Source organism: Haloferax sp. Atlit-4N, from assembly GCF_003383025.1.
Taxonomy (GTDB): domain Archaea; phylum Halobacteriota; class Halobacteria; order Halobacteriales; family Haloferacaceae; genus Haloferax; species Haloferax gibbonsii.
On sequence record NZ_PSYY01000002.1, the window covers coordinates 446,388 to 461,756 of the forward strand.

Sequence of the window (15,369 nt, forward strand, 5' to 3'; positions counted from 1 at the left end):
GTGGGGGCCTGAACGTTTCGTTACGGGGTGGTTTCGCCGGTGCCGCGGGGCGAGAACCGCCCACCGGCCACCGCCAACACACCGGTCGTCCGTCGTCGCTCAGTCGTCGGCCTCGGCGGCCGCGCCGGCGTTCGTCTCGATGACGGTCACCTCGTCGGAGCCCTCGTAGAGGTGACACGCCGCGGGGTGCGGCGCCTCGCCGACGGCGGGGCGACGCGTCTCACAGGGGCTCTCGAAGCGTTCCCGAAGCGTCTCGCCGGCGCGGTCGGCCTCGCCCTCGGCGAGGTGGCCGAGCGCCGTGTCGACGACGCCCGCGACCTCGCCGCGGAGTTCGGCGTCGACGTGTCGCGCGCGGGCCTCCTCGATGAACGCTTCCGTGTCCGCTCGGTCGGGGTCGGCGGCGTCCCAGATGTGGTCCGGGTTGACGTCGCCGACCGCCAGGGCGTCGCGGAGGTCCATCACGGAGCGGTAGGTCCCCTGTTCGATGTCGAGGTCGTCAGGGGGGATGACCTGCGGGCACCGCGTCCGGAAGCGACAGCCCGACGGCGGGTTTCGCGGCGACGGCACGTCGCCCGACAGCGCCTCGACCCGCCGGCCGTGTTCGGCCGTGGAGGGTCGGGGAACGCTCTCCAACAGCGCCTTCGTGTAGGGGTGTTTCGGCGACTCGAACAGCTCGTCTGTCGGGCCGAGTTCGACCACGTTGCCGAGGTACATCACGGCGACGCGGTCGCAGATGTGGCGGACGACAGAAAGGTCGTGGGCGATAAAGAGGTACGTCAGCCCGAACTCCGATTGGAGGTCGTCGAGCAGGTTCAGCACCTGCGCCTGCACGGACACGTCGAGCGCCGACACCGGCTCGTCGAGCACGATGAAGTCCGGTTCGAGCGCGAGCGCGCGGGCGATACCGATACGCTGGCGCTGGCCGCCGGAGAACTCGTGGGGGTAGCGGTCGAGGTGGTTCGCCGAGAGGCCGACCCGCTCCAACAGGTCGGCGACCTTGTCGCGCCGCCACTCGCGTTTCGACTCGCCGTCGGCGGACTCGGGAATCCCGTGAATCTTCAGCGGTTCGGCGACGATGTCGCCGACGGTCATTCGCGGGTCGAGACTGGAAAACGGGTCTTGGAAGACGATTTGGGCGTCCCTGCGGAACGCCTTGAGTTCGTCGTCGTCCATCTCGAAGACGTTCGCCCCGTCGAAGGTGACCGCGCCGCCGGTCGCCTCGCGCAGTCGGAGCAGCGTCTCGCCGGTCGTGGACTTCCCGCACCCGGACTCGCCGACGAGGCCGAGCGTCTCGCCGCGTTCGACCTCGAAGGAGATGCCGTCGACGGCCTTCACGCTCGTCGGGTCGCGCCCGAGGAGGCTGTCGACGAACGAGTCCTGCTCGAAGTAGTACTTCTGGAGGTCCCGAACCGCGAGGAGCGGCTCAGTCATCGGCGTTCACCTCTCGGTCGACCGCATCGGCCGCGTCGGCCGAATCGACGGCGTCCGCGGGGTCGTACTCCTGTTCGGCGAGGACGCACCTGACGCTGTGTCGGCCGTCCAGTTCGTACTCGGGGATGCGGGTCAGACAGTCGGTCATGGCTTTGGGACACCGGTCGGCGAAGTAACACGCGTCGGGCATCTCCGAGTCGAGCAGGCTCGGCACGTTGCCCGAGATGGGTTCGAGGCGACCCGAGGGGTCGTCAACGTCCGGAATCGACCCCAACAGTCCCTGCGTGTACGGGTGGACGGGGTTGTCGAAGATGTCGGCGAGCGGGCCGCGCTCGACGACTTCCCCGGCGTACATGACGCCGACGCGGTCGCACATCCGGGCGATGACGCCCAAGTCGTGGGTAATCATCAGGATGCTCATCCCCTCCTGTTCCTGCAGGTCGCGAAGCAGGTTGAGAATCTGGGCTTGGATGGTCACGTCGAGCGCGGTGGTCGGCTCGTCGGCGATGAGGATGTCCGGTTCGCCGGCGAGCGCCTGGGCAATCATCGCCCGCTGGAGCATCCCGCCGGAGAACTGGTGAGGGTACTCCTCGGCGCGGTCCTCGGGGTCGGGGATGCCGACCTGGTCGAGCAGTTCGACCGCGCGGTCCATGCTCTCGTCGTCGACGTAGCTCTTCGAGGGGAGAAGCGAGTCCACGAGGAGCGAACCGAGACCGTAACCCTGCGTCCGCGAGCGCGTGCTTCGCGGGTTCGACCGGGCGCGGCGCTGGACCTCGACCGCCTCGGCTATCTGCTCGCCGACGGTTATCGAGGGGTTGAAACTGCTCATCGGGTCCTGAAACACCATGCTGAACGACGGGCCGCGGAGCGACCGCCGGACGCCCTTCGGGAGCCGCCGGATGTCCACGAGGTCGCCGTCGACGGCCTCGGGCTTCGACCCGCGGAACTCCTCGGCGAGGTCGGCGTTGCGGTACCATATCTCGCCTTGGGTCACGCGGCCGGGCGATTCGATGAGGTCGATGACCGAGAGCGCGGTCACGGACTTACCGGACCCGGACTCGCCGACGATGCCGAATATCTCGCCGTCTTCGACGTCGAACGAGACGCTCTCGACCGCGTTGACCTGCCCCTCCTCGGTGAAAAACCGAGTGGAGAGGTCGCGGACGCTGAGAATCGTGTCGGCCATCTCAGACGCCCCCCTCCCCTTCGATGCCGGGGTCGAGCGCGTCTCTGAGCCAGTCGCCGACGAGGTTCAGCCCGATGACCGTCACCACGATGGCGAGGCCGGGCATCGTCGAAATCCACCACGCGGTGGACTGGTACTGCCGGCCGAGGGCGATGTCGAAGCCCCACGACACGTCGGCGCCGGAGAAGCCGAGGAACGACAGCGCCGATTCGAGCAGGATGATGGCGGCCACCTGAATCGTCGCCAACACGAGGATGGGCGTGATGGCGTTGGGAAGGACGTGTCTGAGCATCGTCCGCCCGTCGCTCGCGCCGAGGGCCTTCGCGGCCTTCACGTACTCCTCCTCGCGGATGGAGAGCGCTTCGCCGCGGGCGACGCGGGCGAACCACACCCAGTTGACGAGCGCGACGACGACGATGACCGTCCCCGGGAGGACGACCGTCTCGGGCATTCCCGTCGGTAACCCGACCGCCGAGCGGAACGCCGGGGCGAGTCCGGTGGCGACGAAGGGGTCGGGGATGGGCGCTTGGGCCTGCCCCCAGACGCCGACGAGGGCGATCGCGAGCACGAGCGAGGGGAACGCGAGCATGATGTCCGCGCTCCGCATCAGGAGGTCGTCCACGCGACCGCGGTAGAACCCCGCTGACAGCCCGACGAGGACGCCGATGAGCGCCGCGAGCGACGTGCCGAACAACCCGACGAGGATGGACGTTCTCGCGCCGTAGATGATGCGCGAGAGGATGTCCCGCCCATTGCCGTCGGTGCCGAGCGGATGGGCGGCCGTCGCGTTCGTGTAGACGGTCTGCGTCTCGGTGACGACCTGACCGTCCTCGATGACGACGCTCCCGTCTTCCATCTTCGTCACCTCTTTCGTCTCTTTGGTGCTGAAGCCGAGCGGCGGCTGTCGGGAGTTATCGAGATTCTGTTGAGACGGGCTATACGGGGAGATAAACGGGGCGAAGACGGCCATCGCCACCATGAGGATGACGACGACGATGCCGAGCTTCGCGAGGAGACTCCGTCTGAGTTCCCGACGAAGGTTTCTGCGTGTGCGTTCCGATATCATAGAGCGTTAATCGTAGGCCACCTGCGGGTTGACGTAGGCGTACAGGGCGTCGACGAGGATGTTCACGAGGACGAACCCGACCGCGACGACGATGAGCGAGCCCTGTAAGACCGGCCAGTCGCGGGCGTTGATGCTGTTGATGATGAGCGTCCCGAGCCCCGGCCACGCGAAGACGGCCTCCGTGATGACGGCCCCGCCGATGAGCGTGCCGAGCTGGAGGCCGATGACGGTGATGACCGGAATGAGCGTGTTCCGAAGCGCGTGTTTGTAGCGGACCAGGGTCTCCGGGAGCCCCTTCGCCCGCGACGCGCGGACGTACGTCTGCCCGAGCTGGTCGAGCATCCCGCTGCGGGTGAGTCGCGTGATGAGCGCGGTGAAGTAGGTCCCGAGCGTGATTGCTGGCAGTGTGATGTGCCACAGCCACGTCACGAAGCCACGTATCGCCGCGCCCGCCTCACCGCCGACGAGAAGCATCGCGATGCCGTCGAGGCCGATGGGGCGCTGGCTCGTCGGGAACAGGTTCAACTGGACCGCGAGCACGAGGATGAGCATCACCCCGAGCCAGAAGTTGGGCGTGCTGATGCCGACCAGTGAGAACACGGTCGCGCCGTAGTCCGCGGGCTGGTGACGCCGCGTGGCCGACAGGACGCCGAGCGGAATCGCGATGACGACGGCGACGACGGTCGCCGCGATGGCGAGTTCCAGCGTCGCCGGGAGCTTCGCGACGACGCGCGCCGCGACCGGCGTTCGGGTCACGAGCGACAGGCCGAGGTCGCCGAACGGGATGCCCGAGACGAACTGCCAGTACTGCACGTACAGGGGCTCGTTCAGCCCGAGTTCGGCGATGACCTGCGCCCTTACCTCCGGGTCGACGTCGGGCGGTAACAGCACGTTCGCCGGGTCCCCCGGCGAGATGAACCGGAGGCCGAAGACGACCGTAATGACCCCCCAGATGACGAACAGCCCCTGGAGCGAGCGTTTGATGAGGAACCTCGACAGCGACATCGACTACTGCTGGCTCATCGCGTACGCGTCGATGCGCTCGTCGGAGCGGGCCTCCCAGGCGATGGCGTCGTTGACGCCGTAGACGCTGTACTGCTGGTTCAGGAATATCCACGGGCACTGCTCGTGGGCCATCGCGTTCGCCTCCTGGAGGGTCGCCTCGCGCTCCTCGCCGGACTGGTTGCCGGCCTGTTCGAGCAGCGCGTCGAACTCCTCGTTTTGCCACGTCGTGAGCGTCCCGTCGGAGGCGAGAAGCGCCTCCATGACGAGGCCGCCGTCGAACGTCGCCTCGCCCCAGCCGATGAGGAACCACGGCGGGCGGGCCTCGATGCTGCCCGCGAGCAGTTCGTCCACGAGCGACCCGAAGTCGCGCTGGCGAACCGTCGCCGTGACGTTCGGTAGCTCGTCGATGTAGCCCGCGACCGCCTGCGCGATTTCGAGGTCCTTCAGGTAGCGGCCGACCGGCGTGTTGAGTTCGATCTCCGCGCCGGCGTAGCCGGACTCTTCGACCAACTGCTCCGCCTGGTCCGGGTCGTACGGGTACGGGTCGAGGTCGGGGTTGTGGCCGACGAACTCGGGGAGCGTCGGCTGGCCCGTCTGCGCGCCGAAGCCGCCGAGGACGTTCTGGACGATGCTCTCGAGGTCGATGGCGTAGTTCATCGCCTGCCGGAACTCGACCGAGTCGAACGGTTCGACGTCGTAGCGCATCCCGTTGTAGATGATGCGGGTCGACGGGGCCGCGGCGACGCGCGCGTTGTCGGAGTTGGTGACGCGCTGGACCTCCTGGGGCGGGACGTTGACGATGAGGTCGGTCTCGCCCTGCAGGAGTTGGTTGACGCGAGTGCTGGCCTCGGACGCCGCGCGGAAGGTGAGGGTGTCGACCGCCGCGGGCTCCTGCCAGTAGTCCTCGTACGCCGTGAGGACGACCTCCTCGTCTTCGGTGTACGAATCGAGTTGGAACGGTCCGGTACCGTTCATGTTCTGACCGATGTACGCCTTGTCGTTCTCCTCGACCCACGACTGCTGCATCACGTCGAGGTAGGTCGCGAACTCGGAGAACACGATGGGGTTGAGCGAGGAGTTGTTGACCTTGACGGCGTTCTCGCCCTCGATGACTTCCGCGCCGGCGACGCCGGCGAGTTGGTCGCTCTGCGGACTGGCGAAGCTCACCTCCTCGTCGACGACGCGGTTGATGCTGTACGCGACGTCCTCGGGGGTGAGTTCGTCGCCGTTGTGGAACGTGACGTCCTCGCGGAGGTCGAACCGGACCGCGTTCTCCCCGTCGATGCGCTCGTAGTTCGTCCCCAGTGCGGTCTGAATCGACCCCGCCGCGTCGCGGGTCAGGACGCCCTCGTACGCGTGGAGGACGACGATGTCGGTCGTCGTCTCGCGGTGGTCGTGCGGGTCGAGGCCGGAGGGCATCTGGCCCTGCGTGATGGTCACGTCGAACGAGCCGCTGTCCTCGGTCGTCGTCGTTTCGGTGGTCTCGGTCTCCTCGCCGCCGGTCGTCGTCGTTTCGGTGGTCTCGGTCTCCTCGCCGCCGCCGCCGGAACAGCCCGCGAGCGCCGCCGACGCCGCCGCGCCGCCTGCCAACTTAATGTACGACCGTCGACTAATGTGTGAATTGGTATCAGCCATCGAAGGTAGATTGCGTCGGTCGTTCTTATATCCATTGCCTGTGATTCGGCTCCCGCATAGCGTTCTGCCCATATATTGTGCGCAGTTATGCTCCCGAGTCATCACCCCCCGAACACGGGGTACGTTTATTAGGGACTATCGCCGAACGATTCGTATGGCCGTGACCGGCCGTCCCACACTTCGGGACTTGTTCGACGAGTCGCCGACGCCTCACATCGCACACCCGCCGCGCACGCACCAACGACACTTCTACGTCGCGACGGACGGGTCGTACCGCCCGAACGGCGGCGGACTCGGTGCGGTGATAGAGACCCGCGACGGCGAGCGAGTCGCCCGTATCGCGCTCCCAGACGTGCCGCCGAACAACAACGTCTCGGAGTATCGCGCGCTCCACCTCGGACTGGACGTGCTCGCCAATCGCGCGCCGCCGGGCGCTCGCGTCGGCGTCCTCGTCGACCACGACGACCTCGCCGCGAACGTCAACAACGCGGTGCTCGCCGGCGACCATCCCGACTGGAAGTCGCCGAAGCGCATCGTCGTTCCCGCCGGCAGCGAACACCACTGGCGGGGGATTCAGGCCCGCATCGCCGGGTTCAAAGAGCTTCGCGCCGCGCGAATCGACAGCCGCGAGAACCCCGCGCACCCGCTGGCGAACGCGCCGGGGGAGTACGAACACGTCAACCGGCGGCCCGACCGCTGCGTGCTCCCCGACCCGCCGGAGTTCGACACGGACTCCGGCACGGACGTGAGCTATCTCCCGCCCTCGCGGTTCGAGGGACGCGCGAGCGACTGAGCGCGAGGCGTCGACGACGACCGCGTTCGCCCCCGCCTCCGTCGGGTGGGCCGCCGAGCGCGAGCCGTCTCATCGGGCCGTCGCCTCGCCGACGGCCGGTCACTACTCCGTCAAAAAGTTGACAACGAGGAGCGACGACGCTATCGCATGGACTCCGCGGAGACCGTCGACACGTTCGACCCGCGGCGACGCGGACTCTCGCCGCTCGGCGCGGCCGCGAGACGCCACGCACGCCGACTCGTCGCCATCGGCCTCTCGACGGCCGGTTTCGTCTTCGCCGCCGTCCGCGACCCCGGAATCCTGTCACCGGCCGCCGGCGTCTCACCGACCGCCGGTGTTTCGACGGATGTCGTTACCGCCGGCGGCCCGGCCTTGCTCGTTCGCCTCGAACTGGGCGTGCTCGCCGGCCTCCTCGCCGCCGGCGCTTCGCTCGTGTTTCTCGCCGACCGCGACCCCGCAGTCGATATCCGCGCCGCGTGGGGCTGGTTCGCGCTCGCCGCCGCGGGGTTCCTCGTCGGAACCGCCGCCGCACGTCAGGTCGCGCCCGCGCTCTTCGACCTCCTGGTCGAGTGGGGCCGCGTTACGGCCGACTCCCGCCAGTCGGCGCTCGAACTCGAACTGTTCTTCCCGGCCGCGGTCGGCGGCGGCGCGGCCGTCGCTCCGCTCTTGCTCGGATTACGCCGCGCCGGCGCGCTCTCTCGTCGACTCGCCGGCGGGACGAGAGGGCTGTCGCTCCTCTGTCTCGTCGCCTTCGCCGCGTGTTTCTCGCCGCCGGACTCGACGACGTTCGCGCTCTACGCGGCCCCGCCCGCGGTCGGACTGGGCGTCGCCGTCGCGTGGGTCGAGTTCGGGTGAGCGACTCGCCGAAAAATCCGAAGACCGACTGCGCGTTACGTTACTCTTCTTCCTGCGCGTCCACGACCGCCGTCGCCGCCAGCTCGAACGACCAGCTTTTTTCGGTTCGGGTTCGCTCCGCTCACCCTCCCCGGAAAAAGCTGGACCAAAAAATCCCTCGCTTCGCTCGGGTCCGTTACTCTTCCTGCGCGTCCACGACCGCCGTCGCCGCCAGATTGACGATGTCTTTGACTTCGTCGCCGCGCTGGAGGACGTGGACCGGCTTGTCCATGCCGACGAGCATCGGACCGATGGCCTCCGCGCCGCCGAGGCGCTGGAGGAGCTTGTAACCGATGTTACCCGCTTCGAGGTTCGGGAAGACGAGCAGGTTCGCGGGGTCGTCGAGCTCCGCGAAGTCGTAGGTGCCTTCGAGGATGTCCTCGACGAGGGCGGTGTCGGCCTGCATCTCGCCGTCGACCGGGAAGTCAACGGCGGGGTCGTCCTGCAGGAGCGCCGCGGCGTCGCGGGGCTTGCGCGTCCCCTCGTTCGTGACGCTCCCGAAGTTGGAGTACGAGAGCAGCGCCGCGCGGGGTTCGACGTTGAACTGGCGGGCCAGCTCCGCCGTGTGCTTCGTAATCTCCGCGAGAATCTCCTCGTCGGGGTCGAGGTTGACCGTCGTGTCGGCGCAGAAGACGACGCGGTTCTTGAACGTCATCATGTAGACGCCGGCCGCGTAGTTCGCGTCCTCGGCGGTGCCGATAATCTGGAGCGGCGGGCGGAGCGCCGAGGGGTAGTGGTGGGTCAGCCCCGTCAGCATCGCGTCCGCGTCGCCGACCTCGACCATGACGCTGGCGAAGTAGTTCGAGTCGCGGCGGACGAGTTCCTCCGCTTCGGACTTCGTGATTCCCTTGCGCTGGCGAAGCTCGTAGAGGCGGTCGACGTAGTGGTCCCACTCGCCGTCGCGGGGATTGGCGATGGTCGGGTCGAAGTCGAGGCCCAACTCCTCCGCCTTGCGCAGAATCGTCGTCGTCTTCCCGACGAGGATGGGCTCGGCGATGCCCTCCTCCTGCATCTGGTAGGCGGCGCGAATCATCTTCTCGTTGGAGCCCTCGGCGAGGGCGACCCGCTTGGGGTTCGACTTCGCCTTGTTGAGGACGACGCGCATCATCTCGCGGGACTTCCCGAGCCGGGCTTCGAGGCGCTCGCGGTACGCGTTCATGTCGAGGCGCTTGCGAGCCGCGCCGGAGGTCATCGCCGCCTGCGCGACCGCGGGTGCGACTTCGAACAGCACGCGGGGGTCGAGCGGCTTGGGAATGACGTAGTCGGCACCGAACTGGAGCGGGTGGTCGCCGTAGGCCTTCACGACCGCGTCTGGCACGTCCTGTCGGGCGAGTTCGGCGAGCGCCTCGGCGGCCGCGCGCTTCATCGCCTCGTTAATCTCGGTCGCGCGCACGTCGAGCGCGCCGCGGAAGATGAAGGGGAACCCGAGGACGTTGTTGACTTGGTTCGGGTAGTCGGAGCGCCCGGTCGCCATGATGACGGTGTCCTCGCGGGCCTCTTTCGCGTCCTCGTAGGTGATCTCGGGGTCCGGGTTGGCCATCGCGAAGATGACGGGGTTGTCGGCCATCGACCGCACCATCTCCTGGCTGACGACGCCGCCGACCGAGAGCCCCGCGAGAACGTCCGCACCCTCCATGGCGTCGGAGAGCGAGCCCTCGTCGACCGGCTTGGCGAACTCGGCTTTGTACTTGTTGACGTCGCCCGCTTCGACGCGCGACTCGGTGATGATGCCCGAGGAGTCGCACATCGTGATGTTCTCCTTTTTCGCGCCGAGGGAGACGTAGAACCGCGCCGTCGCGAGCGCGGACGCGCCCGCGCCGGAGAAGACGATGTCGAGGTCGTCGAGGTCCTTGTCCACGATGTCGGCGGCGTTCAGAAGCGCCGCGCCAGAGATGATGGCCGTGCCGTGCTGGTCGTCGTGGAACACGGGGATGTCCATCTGTTCACGGAGCTGTCGTTCGATTTCGAAGCACTCCGGGGCCTTGATGTCCTCCAGATTGATGCCGCCGAACGTCGGCTCCATGGCCTTCGTCGCCGCCACGAAGTCGTCCACGTCGGCGATGTCGAGTTCGACGTCGAACACGTCGATGTCGGCGAAGCGCTTGAACAGCACGCCCTTGCCCTCCATCACCGGCTTCGACGCCTGCGCCCCGATGTCCCCCAGCCCGAGGACGGCGGAGCCGTTCGAGACGACGCCGACGAGGTTGCCCTTCGCCGTGTACTCGTAGGCGGCGTCTTCGTCCTCCGCGATGTCGAGACACGGCGCGGCCACGCCCGGCGAGTACGCCAGGCTCAGGTCGCGCTGCGTATTCGTCGGCTTCGTCGTCGCAATCTCGATTTTTCCGGGCGGGTCTTGTCTGTGATATTCCCGTGAGTCGTCGTCCAGTCCCATGACCCACACGTCCTCACGCAGGGGGCAAAAAGCTATTCAACAACGTCGAATTTTGACTTCGACAATAGTCGAATCCTCACCGGACGGCGGCGAGGTCGGGACGGCGAATCGACGCCGCTCCGCTCGAAAAATTACTCCGTTTCGATGTGAAGAATTTCCGGGCGTTCGAGTTCGACGGTCCCCTCGGCGTCGGTCACGGTCCGGGTCGGCCAGCGACCGGTCGCGGTCAGCACTTCGACGCCCTCGTCGGTGACGAGCGCCGTGTCCTCGCTTTTCGCCCCCTGAATGGTCGGGTTGTAGGCGTAACCCATCGGCGCGCGGACCTCGTCGTCGGCGTCGGGCGTGGCGAACCACTCGCGGCCGGCGAACCCGGCCGCGCCGCCCTGGTGGTGGTTCAGCCACTCCTCGGACTCGCCGACCGAGTCGTAGGCGTCACGGATGGCGTCGAACACGTCGCCGGCGGTGCCGCCTTCCACGGCGGCCTTTCGGGTCGCGGCCAGCGCCTCCGTCTCGACCCGCATCGCCCCCTCGTGCCGGGTTTCGAGCCACTCGGGCGCGTCGAACGCGACGGTGCGCGTGCAACTCGCGTAGAGGCCGCCGCGCTGGGCCGTCACGGAGACGAGCGCGTAGTCGCCGAGTTCCTCCTGTTTGGGCGTGTAGTGGCGGTACTTCTGGACCCGCCGCCCGCTGCCGACGAGCACGACCGGCGCTTCGATACCCATCGCGCTGAGCGTGACTTTCAGACCGGAGGCGACCTCGTGTTCCGTGTCGCCCGGTTCGAGTTCGCGACAGACCCGCTCGACGGCGCTCGCCGCGTCGCGGCCGAGTTCGCGGTAGGCCTCGATGTCGGCGTCGGAAAGCGGCTGGCGGACGGCCGCGGCGTCCACGTCCTCGAAGCCGGGCACGTCGAAGTCGGCGGCGGCGGGGGTCGGCGAGACCGCCTCGACGCCGGACGCCAGCGAGCCCTCGTACCACTGGAAGCGGTGGACGCGAACGTCCTCGTGGGGCACTTCCTCGTGGAGCAGCCGGGTCGCTTCGATGTTGTCCGTCACGACGTGGAACTCGTCGCCGTCGTAGCCGGCGGCGGCGACGCCCAAAGGCGAGTCGCGGTCGACGACGTTGTCGCCGCCGAGGAGCCACGCGAAGGAGTTCGGTCGGGCGAACCAGACCGCTTCGAGGCCGTTGTCGTCGAGGTAGCCATCGAGTCGGTCCGCTCGGGATTCGAGTCGCTCGTCCATGTTCGCGCGTCCAACCGAACCGACTTGAATGGGACGGCTCGGACAAGTGGGACGAAGCCCGTCGGGGCGTCCGGAGCCGACCGGTTCCGACCGGTGCCAGCCACGGGGCGGCGCTCCGGGGCGACGCCTTCGAGGACCATACCGACGAGATATAAGTTCGCGCGGTCCTGAGGCACGCGTATGACACCTCGGCTTCGCCGCCTCCTCGCGGGGGCCGCCGCGATGACCGGCGTCCTGATGGTCCTCGGCGTGTACACCGCCGCCTCGGGGGCCGGCCTCACCTGCGCCGGGCGCTGGCCGTTCTGCGACGGCTTCCTCGGCCTGTTCCCGGCCAACTGGGGCAGCTTCATCGAGTGGTTCCACCGCCTCGTCGCCATGCTCACCGGCTTCCTCATCCTCGGGACGACCGTGCAGGCGTGGCGCGAGGGCGTCGCGAAAGGCGTCCGCTACGCGCTCGTCGTCGCCACGGTCATCCTCCCGTTCCAGATCGTCCTCGGGGCGCTCACCGTCACCGAGTACGAGTGGGTCATCCTCACCGCCCACTACGTGGTCGCGACCTCCATCTTCACCGCCGTCGTCGCCGCCGCGGCGTGGGGGCTCGTCGACCGCGGCATCCCCCGCATCGCCGACGCGGTGAGACTGGCGCTCGTCGGCGCGCCCGTCATGCTCGTCCTCGCGCCCCACGCGTTCGTCTCCTTCGGCCCGACGACGCAAGCGGTCTACTACGTCGTCGGCCTCGCCACCTACGCCGCGCTCCTCGCGGTCACTCTCTGGGCGAACGCCGCCCACGGCCCGCGGGCGGACGCCTACGGCCGGCTCAGATTCGTCACCGCGCCCGCGAGCGTCGTGGTCGTCGCGCTCCTCATCGCCGGCCGGCAGGTGTACGGCCCGGCGCTCGAACTCGCCCACCTCGGCGGGACGGTCCTCGCGCTCGTCCTCGTCGTCGGCGCGGCGGTGCTCGTCCGCGGCGGGCTTCCGGTACCGCAGGCCGGCGCGACGAACGACGCGGACTGACGAGCGGACCGCAACCAGATCTGTCGTGCGCTCGCCCGGGTGTCGGAGATGCCTTCAATACTCGTACTAATCGAGGCAATATTTACAACAGTATTGCCAGAAGTTGTACGACAATCCGAGACCAACGAAGGGGTGACGACGTTTCGCGGTTGGAGATATATCCCACCCATCTACACAATTCCCGGATATTTTTCGTCAATATCGGAACGAATTGACGAACGGACCGAAGAAGTGTTATACGGGGCTGTGCTACCTGAGGGCTGTTATGGAACGTCGCACCTTTCTGAAGGGCTCCGCCGGGGCCGCGGCCGCGTTCACGCTGGCCGGCTGTCTCGGCGGCGGCGGCAGCGGTAGCGAGACGATTACCATCGGCTCGGACATCCCGTACCGGCCGTTCGAGTACGAGACGACCGAGGGCGAACTCGTCGGCTTCGACGTCGACATCGCGCAGGCCGTCTTCACCGACGAACTCGGCTACGAACACGAGTTCCAGAAGACGAGCTTCGACAGCATCATCCCCTCGCTCAACAACGGGAACTTCCGCGTCATCATGTCCGCGATGACCATCACCGAGGACCGCGCCGAGCAGATCGACTTCTCGGACCCGTACTTCACGGCGTACCAGACGGTCATCGTCCTCAACCAGAGCGACATCTCCTCGAAGGAGGACCTCCGGGGCGTCACCGTCGGCGTCCAGAAGGGGACGACCGGCGAGAGCGCCGCGACCAGCCTCAAAGAGGAGTTCGGCGGCGACCTGACGATTCAGAGCTACGACCAGGTGACCGGCGCGTTCGACGCGCTCCGGAACAACCAGGTCAGCGCGGTCGTCAACGACAACACCGTCAACGCCGCGTTCGTCGAGCAGAGCGACAACGTCCGGTTCCTCGAGGGAGCCGGCGCCGCCGAAGAACAGGGCAAGGAGAACGCCCCGCCGTACCTCACCCTCACCGTCGAGGAGTACGGCATCGGCTTCCGGCAGGACGACGACGACCTCCGCGAGGAGGTCAACGGCGCGCTCCAGACCATCCGCGACAACGGGACGTACGACGAGATTTACTCGGAGTACTTCTCCGGGTAACCCGAACCAGGACGCGTTTTTTATCCCACTACCGTGAGAAACACTACCAATGGCTGAATCTTACTCCGAGGGGCGAACCGGCGACGGTGAGTACCAAGAGCAGTTTTTGAACGACAAAACGCTCAGGCGACTGGGGGCGGCTGTCGCGGGACTATTCACGCTCGGAGTCGGCGGGTTCATCGCGGCGATTATCTTCACGCAGGTCGATTTCGAACTCTTCGTGGAGATTATCCACCCGCAGTTCGTCAACGCGTTCCTGCGAGTGCTCGGCATCGTCCTCGTGGGGAGCCTGCTGTCCGTCACCGCGGGCGTCTTCGTCGGACTCGGTCGGGTGTCGAACACGAAGTTCACGAACTCCGTTGCGACCGCCTACGTCGAGTTCTTCCGGGGCACGCCCCTTCTGTTCCAGTTGCTCGTCATCTACGTCGGGATTCCGGCGTTCTGGCCGCCGGGGCAGTTCCCCATCTCAGATTGGGGGTACCCCACGGCCATCATCGGACTGACGCTCAACCACGCCGCCTACGTCGGCGAGGCCGTCCGCGGCGGCATCGACGCCGTCCCGGAGGGACAGATGGAGGCCGCCCGCTCGCTCGGGATGTCCTACGTGCAGGGCATGCGCGAGGTCGTCCTCCCGCAGGCGTGGCGTAACGCGCTCGCCGCAATCGGCAACGACCAGGTCATCCTCGTGAAGGACACGTCGCTTCTGACGGTCATCGCCATCCCGGAACTCATCAGCGCGTTCCGCAACGTCAACTCGACCACGTTCGACCCGTGGACGCCCATCATCCTCGTCGCCATCGCCTATCTCATGATTACGATTCCGCTCGGCAAAATCGTCAACCACCTCGAGGCCCGCGCCGACTGGGGAGGTGACCGCCGATGAGTCTCCTCGAATTCGACGAGATTGACAAGTACTTCGGCGACACACACGTCCTGAAAGACGTCGACCTGAACGTCGAAGAGGGCGAAGTGTGCGTCATCATCGGGCCGTCTGGCTCCGGGAAATCGACGCTGCTTCGCTGTGCGAACCGCCTCGAAGAGATTCAGGACGGCGAGATTCGACTCGAAGGCCAGTCCATCTCCGCGGAGGACGCGGACATCAACCGCCTGCGCCAGCGCATCGGCATGGTGTTCCAGAGCTTCAACCTCTTTCCGCACAAGACGGCGCGGGAGAACGTGACGCTCGCCCCGACGAAGGTCAAGGGTCTCAAGAAAGGCGACGCCGAGCGCCGCGCCGACGAACTGCTCGACCGCGTCGGCCTCCGCGCGCAGTCGAACTCCTACCCGAACCAACTCTCCGGCGGCCAGCAACAGCGCGTCGCCATCGCCCGCGCGCTCGCGATGGACCCGCACGTGATGCTGTTCGACGAGGTCACGAGCGCGCTCGACCCCGAACTCGTCGGGGAGGTGCTCGACGTGATGCACGACCTCGCCGAGGAGGGCATGACGATGCTCGTCGTCACCCACGAGATGGGCTTCGCCCGCGAGGTCGGCGACCGCATCGTCCTCATGGCCGACGGCAAAGTCGTCGAGGACTCGCCGCCCGAGGTGTTCTTCGAGAACCCGAAGACCGACCGCGGCAAGCAGTTCCTCTCGAAGCTACTCTGAGCCGGGGTAGCCGGGCACATACCCGGATT

13 protein-coding genes are annotated in these 15,369 nt (G+C 67.2%); 6 read left to right on the forward strand and 7 right to left on the reverse strand.

The window, feature by feature from the left end:
* Positions 1–99: 99 nt before the first annotated feature.
* Genes C5C07_RS11525 through C5C07_RS11545 form a run of 5 tightly spaced genes read right to left on the reverse strand, consistent with a single transcriptional unit; the run spans position 100 to position 6,278 of the window.
* On the reverse strand, positions 100–1,431 hold the full coding sequence (locus C5C07_RS11525; RefSeq protein WP_004975177.1) for an ABC transporter ATP-binding protein: 1,332 nt from the start codon (positions 1,429–1,431) through the stop codon (positions 100–102).
* Entirely contained in the window at positions 1,424–2,617 is a 1,194-nt protein-coding gene (locus C5C07_RS11530) for an ABC transporter ATP-binding protein (RefSeq protein ID WP_004975181.1), read from the reverse strand. The genes C5C07_RS11525 and C5C07_RS11530 overlap by 8 nt, the downstream gene beginning before the upstream one ends.
* Position 2,618: 1 nt before the next feature.
* A complete protein-coding gene (locus tag C5C07_RS11535; RefSeq protein WP_115805106.1) occupies positions 2,619–3,683 on the reverse strand; it encodes an ABC transporter permease in 1,065 nt (354 codons plus the stop codon).
* 6 nt (positions 3,684–3,689) lie between these two features.
* Positions 3,690–4,688 carry an ABC transporter permease gene (locus C5C07_RS11540; RefSeq protein ID WP_004975185.1) on the reverse strand — a complete coding sequence of 333 codons (999 nt, stop codon included), beginning with the start codon at positions 4,686–4,688 and terminating at the stop codon, positions 3,690–3,692.
* Positions 4,689–4,691: 3 nt separating this feature from the next.
* On the reverse strand, positions 4,692–6,278 hold the full coding sequence (locus C5C07_RS11545; RefSeq protein WP_004975189.1) for an ABC transporter substrate-binding protein: 1,587 nt from the start codon (positions 6,276–6,278) through the stop codon (positions 4,692–4,694).
* Positions 6,279–6,477: 199 nt separating this feature from the next.
* On the opposite strand from C5C07_RS11545, the gene C5C07_RS11550 reads away from it, so the two are divergent.
* Together C5C07_RS11550 and C5C07_RS11555 are read left to right on the forward strand one after the other, a co-directional pair.
* The gene (locus tag C5C07_RS11550) at positions 6,478–7,116 is read left to right on the forward strand and encodes a ribonuclease HI (protein WP_004975191.1); all 639 of its coding nucleotides are present in this window, start codon (positions 6,478–6,480) and stop codon (positions 7,114–7,116) included.
* A gap of 147 nt (positions 7,117–7,263) precedes the next feature.
* Complete coding sequence (locus C5C07_RS11555) at positions 7,264–7,971, forward strand: twin-arginine translocase subunit TatC (RefSeq protein WP_115805107.1); 708 nt, start codon at positions 7,264–7,266, stop codon at positions 7,969–7,971.
* Between the two features lie 175 nt (positions 7,972–8,146).
* On the opposite strand, the gene C5C07_RS11560 is transcribed toward C5C07_RS11555, so the two are convergent.
* Both C5C07_RS11560 and C5C07_RS11565 read right to left on the reverse strand, forming a co-directional pair.
* Positions 8,147–10,402 (reverse strand): NADP-dependent malic enzyme, encoded by a 2,256-nt coding sequence (locus C5C07_RS11560; RefSeq protein ID WP_115805108.1) that lies wholly within the window; start codon positions 10,400–10,402, stop codon positions 8,147–8,149.
* A 131-nt stretch (positions 10,403–10,533) separates the two neighbouring features.
* Positions 10,534–11,640 (reverse strand): Xaa-Pro peptidase family protein, encoded by a 1,107-nt coding sequence (locus C5C07_RS11565; protein ID WP_004975200.1) that lies wholly within the window; start codon positions 11,638–11,640, stop codon positions 10,534–10,536.
* A gap of 222 nt (positions 11,641–11,862) precedes the next feature.
* On the opposite strand from C5C07_RS11565, the gene C5C07_RS11570 reads away from it, so the two are divergent.
* From C5C07_RS11570 to C5C07_RS11585, 4 genes are all read left to right on the forward strand, one after another.
* Positions 11,863–12,654 (forward strand): COX15/CtaA family protein, encoded by a 792-nt coding sequence (locus tag C5C07_RS11570; protein WP_193363460.1) that lies wholly within the window; start codon positions 11,863–11,865, stop codon positions 12,652–12,654.
* A 265-nt stretch (positions 12,655–12,919) separates the two neighbouring features.
* Positions 12,920–13,732: a basic amino acid ABC transporter substrate-binding protein gene (locus tag C5C07_RS11575; RefSeq protein WP_004975205.1), complete on the forward strand. Its 813-nt coding sequence runs from the start codon at positions 12,920–12,922 to the stop codon at positions 13,730–13,732.
* A 49-nt stretch (positions 13,733–13,781) separates the two neighbouring features.
* Positions 13,782–14,615, forward strand: a complete 834-nt coding sequence (locus C5C07_RS11580; RefSeq protein ID WP_050459615.1) for an amino acid ABC transporter permease — start codon at positions 13,782–13,784, stop codon at positions 14,613–14,615.
* The gene (locus C5C07_RS11585; protein WP_115805109.1) at positions 14,612–15,340 is read left to right on the forward strand and encodes an amino acid ABC transporter ATP-binding protein; all 729 of its coding nucleotides are present in this window, start codon (positions 14,612–14,614) and stop codon (positions 15,338–15,340) included. The genes C5C07_RS11580 and C5C07_RS11585 overlap by 4 nt, the downstream gene beginning before the upstream one ends.
* Positions 15,341–15,369: the final 29 nt, after the last annotated feature.